Source organism: Micromonospora sp. LOL_014 (assembly GCF_048060245.1).
In the GTDB taxonomy this organism is placed as follows: domain Bacteria; phylum Actinomycetota; class Actinomycetes; order Mycobacteriales; family Micromonosporaceae; genus Micromonospora_E.
This window is the reverse complement of sequence record NZ_JBHMIP010000001.1, coordinates 273654-290560: the sequence shown is the minus strand read 5'-3', so window position 1 is coordinate 290560 and position 16907 is coordinate 273654. Positions and strand designations below refer to the sequence as shown.

The window sequence follows — 16907 nt, the reverse complement described above, 5'->3', positions numbered from 1 at the left end:
GTCGCGCGGCATGGCAGGTACCGCGACCCCGGCGACGACGCTGCTGACCAAGCGGCGGATCACCTTCCAACTACACCCGTACCGGGTCTCGCCGGACACCCCGGACTACGGCGCGGCGGTCGCGGCCGCCCTCGGCGTCGCCGCCGAGCAGGTGTTCAAGACGCTGGTGGCGCAGGTCGACGGGGCACTCGCCGTCGGCGTCGTACCGGTCACCGGGGAGCTGGACCTGAAGGCTCTGACGGTGGCGCTCGGCGGCAGGCGCGCGGTGCTCGCCGACCGGGTGCTCGCCGAGCGGACCACCGGGTACGTCCGGGGCGGCATCAGCCCGATCGGGCAGCGTAAACGCCTGCCGACGGTGCTGGACGCCTCGGCGCAGCGGTACGCCGAGGTGTACGTATCGGCCGGTCGTCGCGGGTTGCAGTTGAGTATCACTCCGGGTGACCTCGCAGCGGTGGCTGGCGCCCGGTTCGCCCCGATCGCGGCCCACTGATCCGGTCAGTCGACGGGCAGATGTCCACCGCGTTGCTGAATTGTTATCGCAGGCAACAAAACTGGTGACGTCACCGTCTTGTGCTCGGCACCACAGTCCTAATACGTTGCCGGACACAACAAAAACCGCGATGGCCCAGCTCAGCCCCAGGCCGTTGCCGTCGCCGGCCGGGCCTCCGGAGCCCACCAGCGCCCCGCGAGCCCACGCCCGAGACCGCACGACTCGCACCAGCACAAACCCCTTGTACGCGGAACATCACCCTTCGAAAGGACCCGAGCGATGCGCAAAGGGATCCTCAGCACCGCCGCCGCCGGCGTCCTGCTCGCCGGCGGCCTGACCGCCTGTGGCAGCGACACCGGCAGCGACACCGGCAGCGGCGACACGCCGACTCCGAAGATCGGCGTGATCCTGCCGGACAGCGCCTCCTCCGACCGCTGGGAGACCGCCGACCGGCGCTTCCTGCAGGAGGCGTTCGACGCCGCCGGCGTCGACGCCACCATCCAGAACGCCCAGGGCGACAAGGCCCAGTTCCAGACCCTCGCCGACCAGATGATCACCGACGGGGCCACCGTCCTGATGATCGTCAACCTGGATTCCGGCACCGGCAAGGCAGTGCTGGACAAGGCGAAGCAGCAGGGCGTCGCCACCATCGACTACGACCGGCTCACCCTGGGCGGCTCCGCCGAGTACTACGTGAGCTTCGACAACGAGGCCGTCGGCCAACTGCAGGGCGAGGGCCTGGTCAAGTGCCTGACCGACGCCGGCGTGGAGAAGCCGACCATCGCCACCCTAAACGGCTCCGAGACCGACAACAACGCCACCCTGTTCAAGGCCGGCTACGACGGCGTGCTCGACCCGCTGTACGAGTCCGGCGAGTACGTCAAGGGCCCGGACCGCTGGGTGCCGGACTGGGACAACACCCAGGCCGCCACGCTGTTCGAGCAGATGCTGACCCAGACCGGCGGCGAGATCGACGGCGTGCTGGCTGCCAACGACGGCCTCGGCAACGCGGCGATCTCGGTGCTCAAGCGCAACGAGCTCAACGGTCAGGTGCCGGTCACCGGGCAGGACGCCACCCCGCAGGGCCTGCAGAACATCCTCGCCGGCGATCAGTGCATGACCGTCTACAAGGCAATCAAGGCCGAGGCGCAGGCCGCCGCCGACCTGGCGGTCGCGCTGGCCAACGGTGAGCGCAAGGAGGTCGCGCAGACCGTCACCGACCCGGAGACCAACCGGGAGGTGCCGTCGGTGCTGCTCACCCCGCAGGCCATCTACAAGGAGAACGTCGCCGACGTGGTCAACGACGGCTACGTCACCGCCGAAGAGCTCTGCACCGACGAGTTCGCCGAGCTCTGCGTCGAGGCCGGCATCAGCTGACCGGCGTACCGGCGACCCACCGGTAGCCCCGCCGCGCGGGTGTCGCCCGGCAGCACCATCGCCGGGTGACACCCGCGGCGGCGGAACCGGCGCCGGCCGGGCACCCTTACGAAGGAGACCACCCGTGTCCGCGACCCCCCTGCTGCAACTGCGCGGGATCGACAAGAACTTCGGCCCCGTCCAGGTGCTGCGCAACGTCGACTTCGCCGTCTATCCCGGCGAGGTGACCGCGCTCGTCGGTGACAACGGTGCCGGCAAGTCCACCTTGGTCAAATGCATCAGCGGCATCCACCCGATCGACCGCGGCGAGGTCGTCGTCGACGGCCGCCGGGTGCACATCCACAACCCGCGCGACGCCGCGTCGCACGGCATCGAGGTCGTCTACCAGGACCTCGCGCTCTGCGACAACCTCGACATCGTGCAGAACATGTTCCTCGGGCGGGAGAAGCGCACCGGGATCGTCCTGGACGAGACCACCATGGAGCAGATGGCCGCGGACACCCTCGCCGGGCTCTCCGTCCGGACCGTCAAGTCGCTGCGGCAACTCGTCGCCAGCCTCTCCGGCGGCCAGCGCCAGACCGTCGCCATCGCCAAGGCGGTGCTGTGGAACAGCAAGGTCGTCATCCTCGACGAACCCACCGCGGCGCTCGGCGTCGCCCAGACCGCCCAGGTGCTCGAACTGGTCCGCCGGCTCGCCGACAACGGCCTCGCCGTCGTACTGATCTCACACAACATGAACGACGTCTTCGCGGTGTCGGACCGGATCGCCGCGCTGTACCTCGGCCAGATGGTCGCCCAGGTCCGCAGCACGGAGATCACCCACGCGCAGATCGTGGAGCTGATCACCGCCGGCCGCAGCGGTGACCTCGGCCTGCCGGCCGACAACGGCACCGAGTACGCCGCCACCACCGGACCGGGAGCCGACCGATGAGCACCGCCACCTCAACAGTCCAGCGGCCCGCCGCCTCGGCCGACTCGCCCGGCGTCGGCGAACACCTGCGCAACTACTTCTCCCGGGTGCGCGGCGGCGACCTCGGCGCACTGCCCGCGATCCTCGGCCTCATCGTGCTCTGCACGGTCTTCTCGATCGTGCGGCCCAACTTCTTCACCGCCGGCAACTTCGCCAACCTGTTCATCCAGGGCGGAGCGGTCACCCTGATCGCGATGGGGCTGATCTTCGTCCTGCTGCTCGGTGAGATCGACCTGTCCGCCGGCTTCGCCAGCGGCGTCTGCGCCGCGATCCTGGCGGTCGTCTCCACCGAGATGGGACTGCCCTGGTACGTGGCGGTGCTGGCAGCGGTGGCCACCGGAACCCTGATCGGCACCGTCCTCGGATTCCTGGTCGCCAAGGTCGGTATCCCGTCGTTCGTGGTCACCCTGGCCGCGTTCCTCGCCTTCCAGGGCACGGTGCTGCTGCTGATCGAAGGCGGCAAGAACGTCTCGCTGCGCGACGACGTGCTGATCGCGATCGTCAACCGCAACGTCCCGCCGGTCGTCGGTTGGGCCATCTTCGGCGTCGGGGTGGCCGGGTTCGCGCTGATCCAACTGCTGCGCTACCGCACCCGGTCCGCCAAGGGCCTGGTCACCGACCCGATGGTGGTGGTGCTGGCCCGCATCGGCGTGCTGATCGCGATCGCCGGTGCCGCTGTCTACATCCTCAACCAGGAGCGCAGCATCAACCCGCTGATCACCTCGCTGCGCGGGGTGCCGATCGTGGTACCGGTCATCGTGGTACTGCTGATCTTCTGGACCTTCGTGCTGCGGCGCACCGCGTACGGTCGGCACATCTACGCCGTCGGCGGCAACCGGGAGGCCGCCCGCCGGGCCGGTATCAACGTCGACCGGATCCGGATCTCCGCCTTCATGATCTGCTCCTCGATGGCCGCCGTCGGCGGCATCGTGGCCGCCAGCCGGGCCAACTCGGTGGACGCCAACACCGGCGGCAGCAACGTGCTGCTGTTCGCCGTCGGCGCAGCGGTGATCGGCGGCACCAGCCTGTTCGGCGGCAAGGGCCGGGTCCTCGACGCGGTCCTCGGCGGCGCCGTGGTCGCGGTCATCGAGAACGGCATGGGGCTGATGAATGTCAGCTCCGGGGTGAAGTTCGTCTTCACCGGTCTGGTCCTGCTGCTGGCCGCCAGCGTCGACGCGCTGTCCCGTCGTCGCGCCGCCGCCGGGTCACGATGACTGCGGAGACGACGATCCGATGCGGGCAGGACCCAGCCAGGAGGAGATCCGCCGGCACAACCTCGGCGCGTTGCTGCGGCACGTGCACGTGCACGGTGCCACCTCACGCGCCGAACTGACCACCACGCTGGGGCTCAACCGCAGCACCATCGGCGCGCTCACCGCCGACCTGGCCGCCGCCGGCCTGGTCAGCGAGGGCGGTGCCCGGGAAACCGGCCGGGCCGGACGACCGTCGCTGGTCGTCCGGCCCGCGTCCGAGCGGGTGTACGCGTACGCGCTCAGCATCGAGGTCGACCGGTTACGGGCCGCCCGGGTCGGACTTGGTGGCCGGATCCTCGACACGCGCACCGGCGACCGACCCCGGGGCACCCTCGCCGCCGAGGCGGTCGGCCCACTCACCGGCTTCGTCAAGGAGCTGCACCAGGCGGTGCCGGCCGGCGCGGTCTGCGTCGGCAGCGGCGTCGCGGTCTGCGGCATGGTCCGCCGCGACGACGGCATGGTCCGGCTCGGCCCCACCATGGGCTGGGTCGACGAGCCGCTCGGCGCGGCCCTGGCCGAGGCGCTCGGCGACGACCGGGGCGTGCTGGTCGGCAACGTCTCCGACGTGTGCGCGCTGGCCGAACACACCCGGGGCGCGGCGGTCGGCTGCGAACACGTCATTTACCTGTACGGCGACGTCGGCGTCGGCGCCGGGATCATCGCCGGTGGCCGGCGGGTCACCGGACACGGCGGGTACGGCGGCGAGGTCGGCCACATGGTAGTGCACCCCGGCGGCCGGCCCTGCCTGTGCGGATCTCGCGGCTGCTGGGAAACCGAGATCGGCGAACACGCGCTGATCCAGGCAGCCGGCCGCAGCGGGGAAGTCGTCGGCCGGGAGGCGGTGCTCGCCGTGGTGGACGCGGCCGACCGGGGCGACAGCCAGGCCCAGGCCGCCGTCCGCCAGGTCGGCAACTGGCTCGGCTTCGGCGTGGCCAACCTGGTCAACATCTTCAACCCGGAGACGGTGATCTTCGGCGGTACGCTGCGGGACGTCTACCTGGCGGCGGCCGCGCACGTGCGCAGTCGGCTCAACTCCAACGGGCTACCGGCCTGCCGGGAACACGTCCGGCTGCGTACCCCGAAACTCGGCGACGACGCCCCGTTGCTCGGCGCCGCCGAGCTGGCCTTCGAGCAGTTGCTCGCCGACCCGCTCGACGCGGTGGCCGGCTGACCCGGTCAGCCGACCGCCTGCGCCGACCCGAGGCCCTGCCAGGTGCGCCACAGATCGGCGTACGGACCGTCGGCGGCGACCAGCTCGTCGTGCGAGCCGAACTCGGTGATCAGCCCGTCCTCGACCACGGCGATCCGGTCGGCGTCGTGCGCCGAGTACAGCCGGTGCGCGATCGCGATCACCGTACGCCCGTGCAGCACCGCCGCGAGCGACCGCTCCGTGCGCCGGGCGGTACGCGGGTCGATCAGCGACGTCGCCTCGTCCAGCACCAGGGTCTGCGGATCGGCCAGCACCAGCCGGGCCAGGGCGAGCTGCTGGGCCTGGTCCGGACCGACCGGGTGGCCGCCGGCACCGACCACCGTGGCCGCCCCGTCCGGCAGGGCGGACACCCAGTCCAGTGCGTCGACGGCGGCCAACGCGTCGCGTACCTCGGCGTCGGTGGCGTCCGGCCGGACCAGCGCGACGTTGTCGCGCACCGTACCGATGAAGACGTGATGCTCCTGGGTTACCAGGGCGACCCGGCCGCGTAGCTGGTCCGGGGCGAGGTCGGTCAGCGGTACGCCGCCGGCGGTGACCGAGCCGGCGGTCGGCCGCAGCACCCCGGCCAGCAGCCGGCCCAGGGTGGACTTGCCGGCGCCGGACGGCCCGACGATGGCGATCCGCTCCCCCGGCTGGGGCACCAGGGTGACCCCGCGCAGCACTTCCCGCCCGTCGACGTAGTTGAAGTGGACGTCGACCGCCGCGACCGGGTCGGCGGCGCGTACGCCGTCGGGTGCCGGCGCGCGGGGCACCGCGGTCGCGGGCCGGTCCGGCTGGGCGACGCCGAGCAGCCGGGCCAGCGACGCGGCACCGAGCTGCAGTTCGTCCAGCCAGTTCAGCAGCCGGTCCAGCGGGGCGGCCAGCAGCTGCACGTAGAGCACCGCCGCGGTGACCTGGCCGAGCGTCACCCAGCCGCGCAGGTAGCACCAGCCGCCGACCGCCAGGGTCGCCGCGACCGGCACCACGTAGCTGATCTCGATCAGCGGGAACCAGACGGTACGCAGCCACAGTGTGTAACGCTCGGCCGCGTACTGCCGGGCGATGTCGGTGTCGGTACGCCGCCGCCGGTGCTCCTGCCGGCGCAGCGCCTCGACGGTCCGGGCACCGTCGACGGTTTCGCTGAGCCCGTCGGTGATCCGCGAGTACGCGGCGCTCTCGGCCAGGTAGCCGTCCGGTGCCCGGCGCAGATACCAGCGGGTGCCTGCCCACAGCAGCGGCACCACGATCAGGCAGGGCACCGCCAGCACCGGGGCGACCAGCAGCAACGCCCCGAAGATGAAGGTCGCGGTGCTGATCGCGATCAGCGTCTCGGGCACCGCGAACCGCACCGACTTGGACAGCACGGCGACGTCGTGCGAGGTCCGGGTGAGCAGGTCACCGGTGCCGGCCTTCTCCACCGTCGACAGCGGGATGGACAGCACCCGGCCGATGAACTCTTCGCGCAACGCGGCCAGCACCCGCTCGCCGAGCCGGGCGGACGCCACGTGCGCGTAGCGAGCGAGCACCGCCTGTAAGACCAGGAACCCGGCGATCGCCAGGGCGGTCCGGTCGACGGCGGCGATCGCCGCCGTCCCGGTGGTGAGCGTCTCGACCAGGCCGCCGAGCAGCCGGGGCGCGGCGAGCCCGGCGACCGCAGCACCCACGTGCAGCGCGAGGGCACCGGCCAGCATCCGTGGGTGCCGGCGGACCAGGACACGGGCGTACCGGCGGACCTCGGCCCGGTCCGCGACCGGCAACGCCGTCACGACGCCACCTCACTCAACGCCGCCGGCTCGGTGGATGCCGCCAGCTCGGCGCGGGTCACCAGGGCGGCGTACCCGGGTTCGGTGCGCAGCAGCTCGGCGTGACTGCCGTCGGCCACCACCCGGCCGGCGTCGACGAACACCACCCGGTCGGCGTGTTCCAGCAGCAGCGGGCTGGTGGTGCAGACGACGGTGGTCCGGCCGGTCCGTGCGGCCCTCAGCCTGGCCGCGATCCGCACCTCGGTGTGCGCGTCCACGGCGCTGGTCGGCTCGACCAGCACCAGGACCGGCGGGTCGGCGAGCAGCGCCCGGGCCAGCCGGAGCCGCTGCTGCTGACCGCCGGAGAACTCCCGGCCACGTTCGGCGACCTCGGCATCGAGACCGTCCGGCAGCGCATCGACGATGTCGGTGGCGCTGGCCGCGACCAGCGCCGCCCGGATCGCGTCGTCGCTGGCCCGCCCGGTGCCGTCGAGTTCGTCGCGCAGCCGGCCGGTGAACAGCCGGTCGTCGTTGTCGGTCACCAGGATCCGCTGCCGGACCGTGGCCAGGTCCAGCTCCCGCAGCGGTACGCCAGCCAGGGCGACCTCGGCGTCGCGGTAGCGCCCCAGCCGGTCGGCGAGCCCGGCGACGTCCTCCGGCGCGGTGGCCGCGACGGCGGTCAACTGGTACGGGGCCACCCGCAGGCCGGACGTGGAATCGACCAGTTCGCCGTCGCGGTCCGACAGTCGGCGCGGCCACGCCGGGTCGGTGAACTCCGGCGTGATGGCGAGCAGGCCCGCGACCCGCCGGGCGGCGACGTGGCCACGGGTCATGGTGTGCAGGAACTCGGTCAGCGTCCGGATCGGACCGGTCAGGAACGCGGTGTACGCGTAGGCGGCGACCAGTTGCCCGACGGTCAGCTCGCCGGAGAGCGTGAGCCGCGCCCCGAGCCAGGTCACCAGCACCAGGAACATCCCGGGCAGCAGCAGCTGGCCGGCCTCCAGGACGGACTCGACCCGGGCCAGCCGGTCACCGCGCCGCCGCAGCTCCTGCGACTGGTCCCGGTAGCGGCCGGCGAAGGCCGGTTCACCGCCGACGCCGCGCAGGATCCGCAGGCCGGTCACGGTGTCGCCGGCCAGGGTCGCCAGGGTGGCCTGCTGGTCCCGGTACGTCTGCTGACGACGGTGCAGCGGCCGCAGGCCGAGCCCGACGGCCGCCATCAGCGCCGGCACCCCGATCACGATCACCAGCCCGAGCGGAACGGAGGTGCCGAGCAGGATCGCGGCGACCACGACGATCGCCACCACCGCACCGACCGCCCGGGCGACGACCTCCACCGCGCCGCCGAGACTGCCCATGTCGGCGGTCCCGATGCTCACCACCTCGCCGGTGGCCAGCCGTTTCGGCAGGGTGGCGCCGAGCCGGTTGGCCTGCCGTACGGTGAGCTGGACCGTGCGGTACGCGGTGGACAGCCAGTTGAACACGCCGAACCAGTGCTGGCTGATGCTGGCCGTCGCCTGGACCAGCCCCAGCCCCAGTAGCACCGCCGACCAGCCGAGCAGCGCCTGCGGATCGCGGGCGGTGAGGCCGACGTCGACGGCGCGCCCGAGAACCGCCGGCATCAACGCCTGGCTGCCCATCCAGACCACGCTGAGCACCGATCCCCAGGCCACGGACGCCCCGGCGCGTCCGGCCAGCCAGCGCAGCAGACGCAGGGCTGACCGGTGATCGGCTACGCCGGGATCGGCGACGGGCAGGGTCCACATGACATCGTGACCGTACGGCTACATTGCGTGGCCGATCCACCGATTTTCCATTTCCGCCGGTCGGTCGGCGGCGGCTTCAGCGGTCGACCTGGGTGAAGTCCCAGCTGTGCGGTGCACGGGTGACCAGCCGCAGCGGTGGTTCCGGCAACGACAACGGGCTGCTGCGCCACTTCGAGATGACGACCAGCCGGTCATCGGTCGATGAGAAGACCTCACTGGCCAGGTGCAGCGGGCTGTGTTCGATCTCCGGCAGCGCGGTGTCACAGACCCAGGTGAGCAACTCGGTCAGGCGGGACGGCTCGGCCTTCGCCTCCCACATCCGCACGATCACGTCGCCGGACATTACACGCTCACCGTGGTCAACGGCAGCGCGGAGTCGGCCGGCAGGTCCAGCCGGCTGGCCGGTACCCCGGCGGCGACCAGATGCGAACCGAGCGCCGCAACCATCGCGCCGTTGTCGGTGCAGAGTTTCGGCCGGGGCACCCGGACCCGGATCCCGTACCGCTCGCAGCGTTGCTCGGCCATCGCCCGCAGCCGCGAGTTGGCCGCCACCCCACCACCGATGACCAGGGTCTCGACGCCCCGGTCCCGGCAGGCGTCGACCGCCTTGGCGGTCAGCACGTCGCAGACCGCCTCCTGGAACGACGCGGCGACCTCCGCCACCGGCACCGGCTCACCGGCCCGTTCCCGGGCCTCGACCCAGCGGGCCACCGCAGTCTTCAACCCGGAGAAGGAGAAGTCGAACCGGTGCGCGGCGAGGTCCTTCGGCGCGGTGAGTCCACGGGGGAACGCGATCGCCGCGGCGTCACCGTCGCGGGCCGACCGGTCGATCGGCGGACCGCCGGGGAACGGCAGACCGAGCAGCCGGGCCACCTTGTCGAACGCCTCGCCGGCGGCGTCGTCGATGGTGGCGCCGAGCGGGGTGACTCCGGCGGTCAGGTCGTCGACCAGCAGCAGCGACGAGTGCCCGCCGGAGACCAGCAGGGCGATCGCCGGTTCCGGCAGCGGACCGTGCTCCAGGGTGTCGACGGCCACGTGGGCGGCGAGGTGGTTGACGCCGTACACCGGCTTGTCGGTAGCGATCGCGTAGCCCTTGGCCGCCGCGACACCGACCAGCAGGGCACCGGCCAGACCGGGGCCGGCGGTCACCGCGATCGCGTCGATGTCGGCCAGGGTGACGCCGGCGTCGTCGAGGGCCCGGCGCATCGTCGGCACGATCGCCTCCAGGTGGGCCCGGCTGGCCACCTCCGGCACCACGCCGCCGAACCGGGCGTGTTCGGCCACACTGGAGGCCAGCGCGTCGGCGAGCAGCGTGTGCCCGCGGACGATGCCGACCCCGGTCTCGTCGCAGGAGGTCTCGATCCCGAGGACCAGAGGTTCGTCAGCCATCTCGCATCATCACCAGAGCGTCAGTGTTGCTGGGTTGGTAGTAGCCACGGCGTACGCCGACCGGTTCGAAACCGTACGCCGCGTACAGCCGCTGCGCGGGTGCGTTGTCCACCGCGACTTCCAGGAAGGTCCGGCCGGCCCCGCGCCGGGTGGCTTCGTCGAGCAGGCCGACCAGCAGGGTCCGGCCCACGCCGCGCCGTTGCTGGTCCCGGCGTACCGCGACGTTCTGCACCCACGCCTCGTCGGGTGTCGCCGGGTCGCCGGCCAGTGCCAGCCCGGCGTACCCGGCCAGCTGGTCGGTGCCGTCGACGACGGCCAGGTAGTGGTGCCCGTTGGCCAGCTCGTTCCAGAACATCTCGGCCGACCACTGTTCGGCACCGAACAGGTCGGCTTCAATCGGTACCGCCTGTTCGATGTGCCACCAGCGGAACCGGACGGTCCGCAGCTGCCCACCGACCTGGGTCACTGAAGCACCGGTTTGCGTCCGGCCGCCGCGACCGCGTCGGGCCGGCGCAGGTAGCAAGGGGTCAACGGCTCGGTGGGCACGGCGGTGCGGACCCGGTCGGCCGCCAACCGCGCCAGCGGCAGCGCGTCCGGGTAGCGGGGCTCGGGTCGCACCGGTACGCCGAGCAGTTCGGCGTACCGCAGGGCACCGTCGCCGACTGCCGTGGTTACGCCGAGACCCGGCAGGGCCTCGGCGACGGCGGCCGGTGCGCCGACCGCCGGGTCGGTGAGCCGCCGACCGTCGGCGGCGTACACCGCCCAGTAGATCTCCCGGCGCCGCGCGTCGGTAGCAGCCAGCACCCGGCCGGTCGCGGCGTCGGTGCCGGCGAGGTCGGTCCCGGCGGCGTAGCCGAGCGCGTCGAGCGAGTTGACGCCGTACGTCGGGATGTCGAGGGCATGCGCCACGCTGGCGGCGGTGACCAGACCGACCCGCAGTCCGGTGAACGGCCCGGGTCCGACCCCGGCCACCACCGCGGTCAGGTCCGCCGCCGTCGCACCGGACTCGACAAGGCAGGCGGCGATCTGCGGGGAGAGCAGTTCGCCGTGCGCCCGCGCGTCGACCGTACGTCGGCTTGCCAGCAGACGTACGTCGTCGGTGATCTCGGCCAGCGCGGCGGTCACCGCGGGAGTCGACGAATCCAGCACCAGTACCAGCACGGTATGCACCCTAACCGGACACCGCGTCCGGCTCCTGGCTGCCCTCGGCGCGCCCGTGCCGCCGGTCGGGCGGTGAGACCCACGCCCGGATGTGCGACGTACTCCCCGAGTCAATCGACGTACGGCACGGTGAGCGGCACTACCCGGTGGTGCCGCTGGCCGAGCTGGCGATCGCCGATCCGGGTGTCGCCCGACTACTGGCCCGGCACCGGGCGGGCCGCAGCGGTCAGCCGGTACCGGGGCGCAGCGGTTGACCGGTCAGCCGGCCACCGGCTGACCGGCACCGCCGGTCCGGCTCCAGTCGATGCCGGGCAGGCCGGCGTCGGCCAGCGCCTTGTCGGTGGCGCTGAACGGCCGGCTGCCGAGGAAGCCCCGCGGGTTCATCGGGCTGGGGTGGCCGGCCTCCAGCACGACGTGCCCCGGGTTGGTGATCAGCCCGCGCTTCTTGCGGGCGTAGCCGCCCCACAGCAGGAAGACGACCCGCTGGTCGCGGGCGTCGAGCGCGGCGATCGTGGCGTCGGTGAACTCCTCCCAGCCCTTGCCGGCGTGCGAGCCGGGCCGGCCCTGCCGCACGGTGAGCACCGCGTTGAGCAGCAGCACGCCCTGGGCCGCCCAGCCGGTCAGGTCACCGCTGCGTGGCATCGGCACCCCGACATCGGTGCCCAGCTCCTTGAATACGTTGCGCAGCGACGGCGGCACCGGCACCCCGTCGCGGACGCTGAAGCTGAGCCCGTGGGCCTGCCCGGCCCGGTGGTACGGGTCCTGGCCGAGGACCAGCACCCGGCACTGCTCCGGCGGGCACAGCTGGTACGCGGTGAACAGGTCCTCCACCGGCGGGTACACCGTCTGGTCGGCGTACTCGTCGGCGACGTACCGGCCGAGCGCGGCGGTGCCGGCCGGGTCCAGGTGCGGGGTGAGCGCGGTGGCCCAGGCAGGAGGCAACATGGCCAGCAGGTCGAGCATCTCGGGAGCCTTTCGTCACGCCTCGGTGGTGGCCGCCGCCCGTCCTCATGGAGAGCTGCGCGCCGTCCGGCACTCTACGGGTGGCCTGCGACATCACCGTCCAGCATGGCCGGCCGGCTGGTCCAGCGCGGCGAGCCGGCCCGACCAGCCGGGGCCCAGCCCGGTCACCTCGGCGGTCCGGGAGTCGTCCTCGGCCCGGTGCATGCGGATCAGCAGATGTGCCTCGGCGAGCTGCTCGACCATCCCCTCGCCCCACTCGACGACGGTGACCGCCCGGTCCATGTCGGCGTCCAGGTCGAGGTCGTCGATCTCGGCCCGTGGGTCGGGTGCGTCGCCGAGCCGGTACGCGTCGGCGTGCACCAGGGTGAGCGTGCCGCCGCGGGCCGGATCCGGCTGGTGTACCCGGGCGATGACAAACGTCGGCGAGGTGACGTCTCCGCGTACCCCGAGGCCGTCGCCGATGCCCTGCACCAGGACGGTCTTGCCGGCACCGAGCGGACCGGTCAGCACCACCAGGTCGCCCTGGCGCAGCAGCCGGCCGAGGCGGCGGCCGAGGTCGTGGGTGTCGGCCAGTTCGGGAAGCGGGATCCGGACGGTCATCGGGCGATTTTCGCAAGGAACGCGAACAGCGCCGCGTTGACCCGGTCGGCGTGTTCCAGCATCACCACGTGCCCGCCGTCGGGGATTCTCACGTAGTCGGCATCGGGCAGCCGACGCAGGATCTCCTCCGAGTGCGTCAGCGGGGTGATCATGTCCTTGTCGCCGACGATGACCAGGGTGGGGCTGCTCTCCAGGACCGCGAGCGCCGGGTACCGGGAGTGGGTCAGCAGGGTCCGTACGTACCGGGTGACGGTCTCCGCCGAGGTCCGCGAGTTCATCCGTTCGACGTAGCTGACCAGCGCCGGGCTGGGCCGGTCGGTGCCGAAGCCGTACTGGCGGGTCAGCAGCCAGGCGAGGTCGGCGGTGGCCACTCGCAGCCGGTCGATCACCGAACCGGTCAGCCGGGTGGCGTTGTTGACCAGCATCAGCAGTGGCGAGCCGGCCCGACTGAGAATCGCCGGCAGGCCGAGCCGGGCCTCGTCGGCCAGGTTGCCCGAGGTCGCCATCAGTACGGTGCCGACCACCCGGGCACGGAACAGCTCCGGATGCCGTTGCGCCAGGGCCATGATGGTCATGCCGCCCATCGAGTGTCCGACCAGGATCAGTGGGCCATCGCCAGCGGCCTGCTCGATGACCGCGCGCAGCGTCTCACCGAGCGCGTCGATCTCGTAGTCGCCGGACTCCAGCCGCCCGGAGCGGCCGTGGCCGGGCTGGTCGTAGCAGATTAACCGGTACTCACCCCGCCGGGTCAGCTCCCGGCGTTGGAAGTGAAAGGTCCCCATGTCCAGGCAGTAGCCGTGTACAAAGACGATCGTCGGCCGCGGCGGTGCCGCGTCGTCCGGCTCGACGATCTCCACGTACACGTCGGTGCCATCGGCGGCGGTGACCACCCGGGTCTCGTCATAGGGCAGTTCTCCGAAGGGTTCGTCGGCGTACCGGTCTGCCACCTCCCGCTTGAGTCGGCGCACCAGGGCGCGTTCAACGGTGACCGTCGCGGTCACCCCGGCCGCCGCGACGCCGAGGGCCGCGCCCACGATGCCGGCGGTCCGGGCCACCTTCTGCGCACCGGCCCGCTGCCCGCTCATGGCCGGCTGTCCTGGTAGATCCGGGGCACCCGGGGACTACCGAACCGGGTGACGATCTCGTAGTTGATGGTGCCGACCGCGTCGGCCCAGTCGTCGGCGGTCGGGCCGCCGTCGCGTCCGTCACCGAACAATGTGGCCACCTCCCCAGCGTTGATCTCGTCGTCGCCGCAGTCGAGCACGATCTGGTCCATGCACACCCGACCGGCGATCCGCCGCACCCGGCCGCCGAGGCGCACCGGACCGGCGTTGGACGCGTGCCGGGGCACCCCGTCGGCGTAGCCGAGCGGCACCACGGCCAGGGTGCTCTCCCGTTCGGTGTGGTAGGTGTGCCCGTAGGAGACGCCCTGCCCGGCGGGGACCCGCTTGACCAGCATCACCCGGGCGCGGACGGTCATCGCCGGCCGTAGACCGAAGGTCTCGCCCGGCACCGGCGACAGCCCGTAGCAGGCGATACCGGGCCGGACCAGGTCGAAGTGGGTGTCCGGCCGGGTCAGGGTGGCCGCCGAGTTGGCCAGGTGCCGGTAGCGGGGGCGCAGCCCGTACCGGCTGGCCACGGCCAGCCCGTCGTGGTACGCCGCCAGCTGCCGGTCGATGGTGGCGTGCCCGGGCGCGTCGGCGAAGACGAAGTGGCTCCACACCCCGACCACCTCGACGGTGCCGTCAGACTGCGCCTTGGCGGCCGCCTCGACCAGCTCGGGCCAGTCGTCGCCGGTGGCCCCGCCCCGGGACAACCCGGTGTCGAGCTTGAGGTGCAACCGGGCCGGCCGGCCGGCGAGTCGGGCCGCGGCGACCGCCTCGGACAGCAGGGCGCGGCTGCCCACGCCGAGGTCGACGTCGGCGGCGACCGCGTCGTGTAGCGGCAGCCCGGGGCTGATCAGCCAGGCCAGCACCGGCGCGGTCAACCCCGCGCCGCGCAGCTCCAACGCCTCACCGAGGGTGCAGACGCCGAGCCAGTCAGCTCCGGCGTCGAGAGCGGCCCGGGCCGCCGGCCCCATCCCGTGGCCGTACCCGTCGCCCTTCACCACCGCCATCAGCTCGGCGCTGGTGCCGGCCCGCAGCCGGGCCACGTTCTCCCGAATCGCGTCCAGGTCGACCCGCACCTCTGCCTGCCACATGGAGCCAGCCTACTGACCAGTCACCTGATCGGGCAGGTTCCCGGCCGGTCAGGTCGGCACCGACCAGGGTCAGATCATCGTCACCCGCTGGAAGGCCACCATCACCCGTCGGTCAGGTCGGCCACCACCGGGCGCAGCGCGGCGGCCACCTCGACCGCGGTGACCGGCCCGTTGCGGGCAGCGGCCCGGCCGGCCAGGCCGTGCACGTACGCGGCGGCCAGCGCCGCCCGCTGCGGGTCCAGCCCAGCGGCGAGCAGCGAGCCGAGCAGGCCGGCCAGCACGTCGCCGGTGCCGCCGGTGGCCAGCGCCGGGGTGCCGGTGGCGTTCACGTACGCCCGTCCGTCCGGGGCGGCGACCACCGTACGGTCGCCCTTGAGCAGGACAGTCGCCCGCATCCAGGCGGCCAGCCGCAGCGCGGCCCCGACCCGGTCGTCGCCGGGTGGCTGGCCGGCGAGCCGGGCGAACTCCCGATCGTGCGGGGTGATCACGGTGGGTGCCTGCCGGCCGCGTAGCTGCTCCGCCCAGCTGCCGTCGACCAGCATGGTCAACGCGTCGGCGTCCAGCACCACCGGCACCGGCGCGGCCAGCACCGACCGCAGCTCGGTCACGGCGTGTTCCCCGCCGCCCAGCCCGGAGCCGCACACCCAGGCCTGCACCCGGCCGGCATCGGCGACCCGACCGGTGGCGATCACCGAGGGGTACCGGTCCAGCACCTGGGCGGCGGCGCTGCCGGCGTACCGGACCAGGCCCGTCGGCCCGGCGACCGCCCCGCCGACGGAGAGTACCGCCGCGCCCGGATAGGTCGCTGATCCGGTCGCCACCCCGACGACTCCCCGGGTGTACTTCTCGGCTGCCGGGGCCAGCGTCGGCCACCAGGCTGACACGTCGTCGCGACCGGGCACCTCGAACACGGGTGTGCCGCGCAACCACGGTCGCAGGCCGATGTCGACCAGCTCCACGTGGCCGGCGCGGACGGCGGCCGGTCCGACCATCAGGGCCGGCTTCAGGCATCCGAAGGTGACGGTGACGTCGGCCCGCACGGTGTCCGTCCCGGCCCCGGTAGCTCCGGACCCGGCCAGGCCAGCTCCGGTCGACGGCACCGCGGCGCCGTCGGGCACCCCGCCGGTGTCGACCGCCACGCCGCTGGGCACGTCCACCGCGACCAGCACCGGCCGACCGCCACGTGCCGAAGTGAGCTCGCCGGCCCGGGCGAGCGCACCGGCGGCCGGCTCCCGCAGCCCGCCGGTGCCGCCGATGCCGACGATCCCGTCCAGGATCAGGTCCGCGTGCCGGCCGGCACCGTCGGCGGTCCGACCGTCGGCCGCCCGGCCGCCCGCGGCCCGCAACGCGGCGAGCCCGCCACAGTGGGCCCGGTCCGGACGCAGCAGCCAGGCGGTGACCCGGGCGCCCCGGCGGGCCAGCCGGGCTCCGGCGTACAGCGTGTCACCGCCGTTGTCGCCCGAGCCGACCAGCAGCAGCACCTCGGCACCGTAGACCCCGCCGCGCTCGACGAGCAGGGTGGCGCACCTGCGGGCCAGGCCGGCGGCGGCCCGGTGCATCAATGTCCCCGGTGGAACGGTCGCCATCAGCGCCTGCTCGGCGCTGCGGACGTCGGACACCCGCCACACCTGGATCATTCCTCGCACCTCCGCCGCGCCGCCTTCGTCGCGCACCACCCATGGTCACCCTACCGGCGGTGGTGACCGGTGGGACGGTAACCGCTGCGCCGATTGTCCACAGGGTCCCCCGCCACGCTGTCGGTTCCGGATAGCGTCTGCCCATCGACGCATGCCGACGGAGGCGATAT

17 protein-coding genes are annotated in these 16907 nt (G+C 72.8%); 6 read left to right on the top strand and 11 right to left on the bottom strand.

From position 1 onward, the window contains the following. Positions 1-10 precede the first annotated feature (10 nt). From ybaK to ACFHW1_RS01375, 5 genes are all read left to right on the top strand, one after another. Positions 11-490 (top strand): Cys-tRNA(Pro) deacylase, encoded by a 480-nt coding sequence (ybaK, locus tag ACFHW1_RS01395; protein WP_416551334.1) that lies wholly within the window; start codon positions 11-13, stop codon positions 488-490. A 279-nt stretch (positions 491-769) separates the two neighbouring features. Beyond that, a complete protein-coding gene (locus ACFHW1_RS01390) occupies positions 770-1867 on the top strand; it encodes a sugar ABC transporter substrate-binding protein (protein WP_416551333.1) in 1098 nt (365 codons plus the stop codon). A 124-nt stretch (positions 1868-1991) separates the two neighbouring features. Then, a complete protein-coding gene (locus ACFHW1_RS01385; RefSeq protein WP_416551332.1) occupies positions 1992-2798 on the top strand; it encodes an ATP-binding cassette domain-containing protein in 807 nt (268 codons plus the stop codon). Further along, complete coding sequence (locus ACFHW1_RS01380; protein ID WP_416551331.1) at positions 2795-4051, top strand: sugar ABC transporter permease; 1257 nt, start codon at positions 2795-2797, stop codon at positions 4049-4051. The genes ACFHW1_RS01385 and ACFHW1_RS01380 overlap by 4 nt, the downstream gene beginning before the upstream one ends. A gap of 19 nt (positions 4052-4070) precedes the next feature. Then, on the top strand, positions 4071-5261 hold the full coding sequence (locus ACFHW1_RS01375; RefSeq protein WP_416551330.1) for an ROK family transcriptional regulator: 1191 nt from the start codon (positions 4071-4073) through the stop codon (positions 5259-5261). A 5-nt stretch (positions 5262-5266) separates the two neighbouring features. Here ACFHW1_RS01375 and ACFHW1_RS01370 read toward each other — a convergent pair whose 3' ends face one another. From ACFHW1_RS01370 to tsaB, 6 genes are all read right to left on the bottom strand, one after another. Next, a complete protein-coding gene (locus ACFHW1_RS01370; RefSeq protein ID WP_416551329.1) occupies positions 5267-7045 on the bottom strand; it encodes an ABC transporter ATP-binding protein in 1779 nt (592 codons plus the stop codon). Next, complete coding sequence (locus tag ACFHW1_RS01365) at positions 7042-8787, bottom strand: ABC transporter transmembrane domain-containing protein (protein WP_416614660.1); 1746 nt, start codon at positions 8785-8787, stop codon at positions 7042-7044. Before ACFHW1_RS01365 ends, ACFHW1_RS01370 begins: the two co-directional genes overlap by 4 nt. Before the next feature lie 76 nt (positions 8788-8863). Continuing rightward, on the bottom strand, positions 8864-9118 hold the full coding sequence (locus ACFHW1_RS01360; protein WP_281555725.1) for a hypothetical protein: 255 nt from the start codon (positions 9116-9118) through the stop codon (positions 8864-8866). 11 nt (positions 9119-9129) lie between these two features. Next, on the bottom strand, positions 9130-10176 hold the full coding sequence (gene tsaD / locus ACFHW1_RS01355; protein WP_416551327.1) for a tRNA (adenosine(37)-N6)-threonylcarbamoyltransferase complex transferase subunit TsaD: 1047 nt from the start codon (positions 10174-10176) through the stop codon (positions 9130-9132). After that, positions 10169-10621 carry a ribosomal protein S18-alanine N-acetyltransferase gene (rimI, locus tag ACFHW1_RS01350; RefSeq protein ID WP_416551413.1) on the bottom strand — a complete coding sequence of 151 codons (453 nt, stop codon included), beginning with the start codon at positions 10619-10621 and terminating at the stop codon, positions 10169-10171. The genes tsaD and rimI overlap by 8 nt, the downstream gene beginning before the upstream one ends. 17 nt (positions 10622-10638) lie before the next feature. Then, the gene (gene tsaB / locus ACFHW1_RS01345) at positions 10639-11337 is read right to left on the bottom strand and encodes a tRNA (adenosine(37)-N6)-threonylcarbamoyltransferase complex dimerization subunit type 1 TsaB (RefSeq protein WP_416551326.1); all 699 of its coding nucleotides are present in this window, start codon (positions 11335-11337) and stop codon (positions 10639-10641) included. Between the two features lie 89 nt (positions 11338-11426). On the opposite strand from tsaB, the gene ACFHW1_RS01340 reads away from it, so the two are divergent. Continuing rightward, on the top strand, positions 11427-11591 hold the full coding sequence (locus tag ACFHW1_RS01340) for a hypothetical protein (protein ID WP_416551325.1): 165 nt from the start codon (positions 11427-11429) through the stop codon (positions 11589-11591). A gap of 4 nt (positions 11592-11595) precedes the next feature. On the opposite strand, the gene ung is transcribed toward ACFHW1_RS01340, so the two are convergent. From ung to ACFHW1_RS01315, 5 genes are all read right to left on the bottom strand, one after another. Then, positions 11596-12300, bottom strand: coding sequence for a uracil-DNA glycosylase (gene ung, locus ACFHW1_RS01335; RefSeq protein WP_416551324.1), 705 nt, complete (start codon positions 12298-12300; stop codon positions 11596-11598). Between the two features lie 93 nt (positions 12301-12393). Beyond that, positions 12394-12900 (bottom strand): tRNA (adenosine(37)-N6)-threonylcarbamoyltransferase complex ATPase subunit type 1 TsaE, encoded by a 507-nt coding sequence (tsaE, locus tag ACFHW1_RS01330; protein WP_416551323.1) that lies wholly within the window; start codon positions 12898-12900, stop codon positions 12394-12396. Then, a complete protein-coding gene (locus ACFHW1_RS01325) occupies positions 12897-13985 on the bottom strand; it encodes an alpha/beta fold hydrolase (RefSeq protein ID WP_416551322.1) in 1089 nt (362 codons plus the stop codon). Before ACFHW1_RS01325 ends, tsaE begins: the two co-directional genes overlap by 4 nt. Next, positions 13982-15100 carry an alanine racemase gene (alr, locus tag ACFHW1_RS01320; RefSeq protein ID WP_416551321.1) on the bottom strand — a complete coding sequence of 373 codons (1119 nt, stop codon included), beginning with the start codon at positions 15098-15100 and terminating at the stop codon, positions 13982-13984. The genes ACFHW1_RS01325 and alr overlap by 4 nt, the downstream gene beginning before the upstream one ends. Positions 15101-15201: 101 nt before the next feature. Continuing rightward, entirely contained in the window at positions 15202-16737 is a 1536-nt protein-coding gene (locus ACFHW1_RS01315) for an NAD(P)H-hydrate dehydratase (RefSeq protein WP_416551412.1), read from the bottom strand. Positions 16738-16907: the final 170 nt, after the last annotated feature.

Coding starts and splice junctions, on each gene's coding strand:
- ung (WP_416551324.1), bottom strand. CDS start 12,300: ATGCTCGACCTGCTGGCCATGTTGCCTCCTGCCTGGGCCACCGCGCTC.
- ybaK (WP_416551334.1), top strand. CDS start 11: ATGGCAGGTACCGCGACCCCGGCGACGACGCTGCTGACCAAGCGGCGG.
- ACFHW1_RS01325 (WP_416551322.1), bottom strand. CDS start 13,985: ATGAGCGGGCAGCGGGCCGGTGCGCAGAAGGTGGCCCGGACCGCCGGC.
- ACFHW1_RS01380 (WP_416551331.1), top strand. CDS start 2,795: ATGAGCACCGCCACCTCAACAGTCCAGCGGCCCGCCGCCTCGGCCGAC.
- ACFHW1_RS01365 (WP_416614660.1), bottom strand. CDS start 8,787: ATGTGGACCCTGCCCGTCGCCGATCCCGGCGTAGCCGATCACCGGTCA.
- tsaD (WP_416551327.1), bottom strand. CDS start 10,176: ATGGCTGACGAACCTCTGGTCCTCGGGATCGAGACCTCCTGCGACGAG.
- ACFHW1_RS01390 (WP_416551333.1), top strand. CDS start 770: ATGCGCAAAGGGATCCTCAGCACCGCCGCCGCCGGCGTCCTGCTCGCC.
- alr (WP_416551321.1), bottom strand. CDS start 15,100: ATGTGGCAGGCAGAGGTGCGGGTCGACCTGGACGCGATTCGGGAGAAC.
- ACFHW1_RS01340 (WP_416551325.1), top strand. CDS start 11,427: ATGTGCGACGTACTCCCCGAGTCAATCGACGTACGGCACGGTGAGCGG.
- tsaE (WP_416551323.1), bottom strand. CDS start 12,900: ATGACCGTCCGGATCCCGCTTCCCGAACTGGCCGACACCCACGACCTC.
- ACFHW1_RS01375 (WP_416551330.1), top strand. CDS start 4,071: ATGCGGGCAGGACCCAGCCAGGAGGAGATCCGCCGGCACAACCTCGGC.
- ACFHW1_RS01315 (WP_416551412.1), bottom strand. CDS start 16,737: ATGATCCAGGTGTGGCGGGTGTCCGACGTCCGCAGCGCCGAGCAGGCG.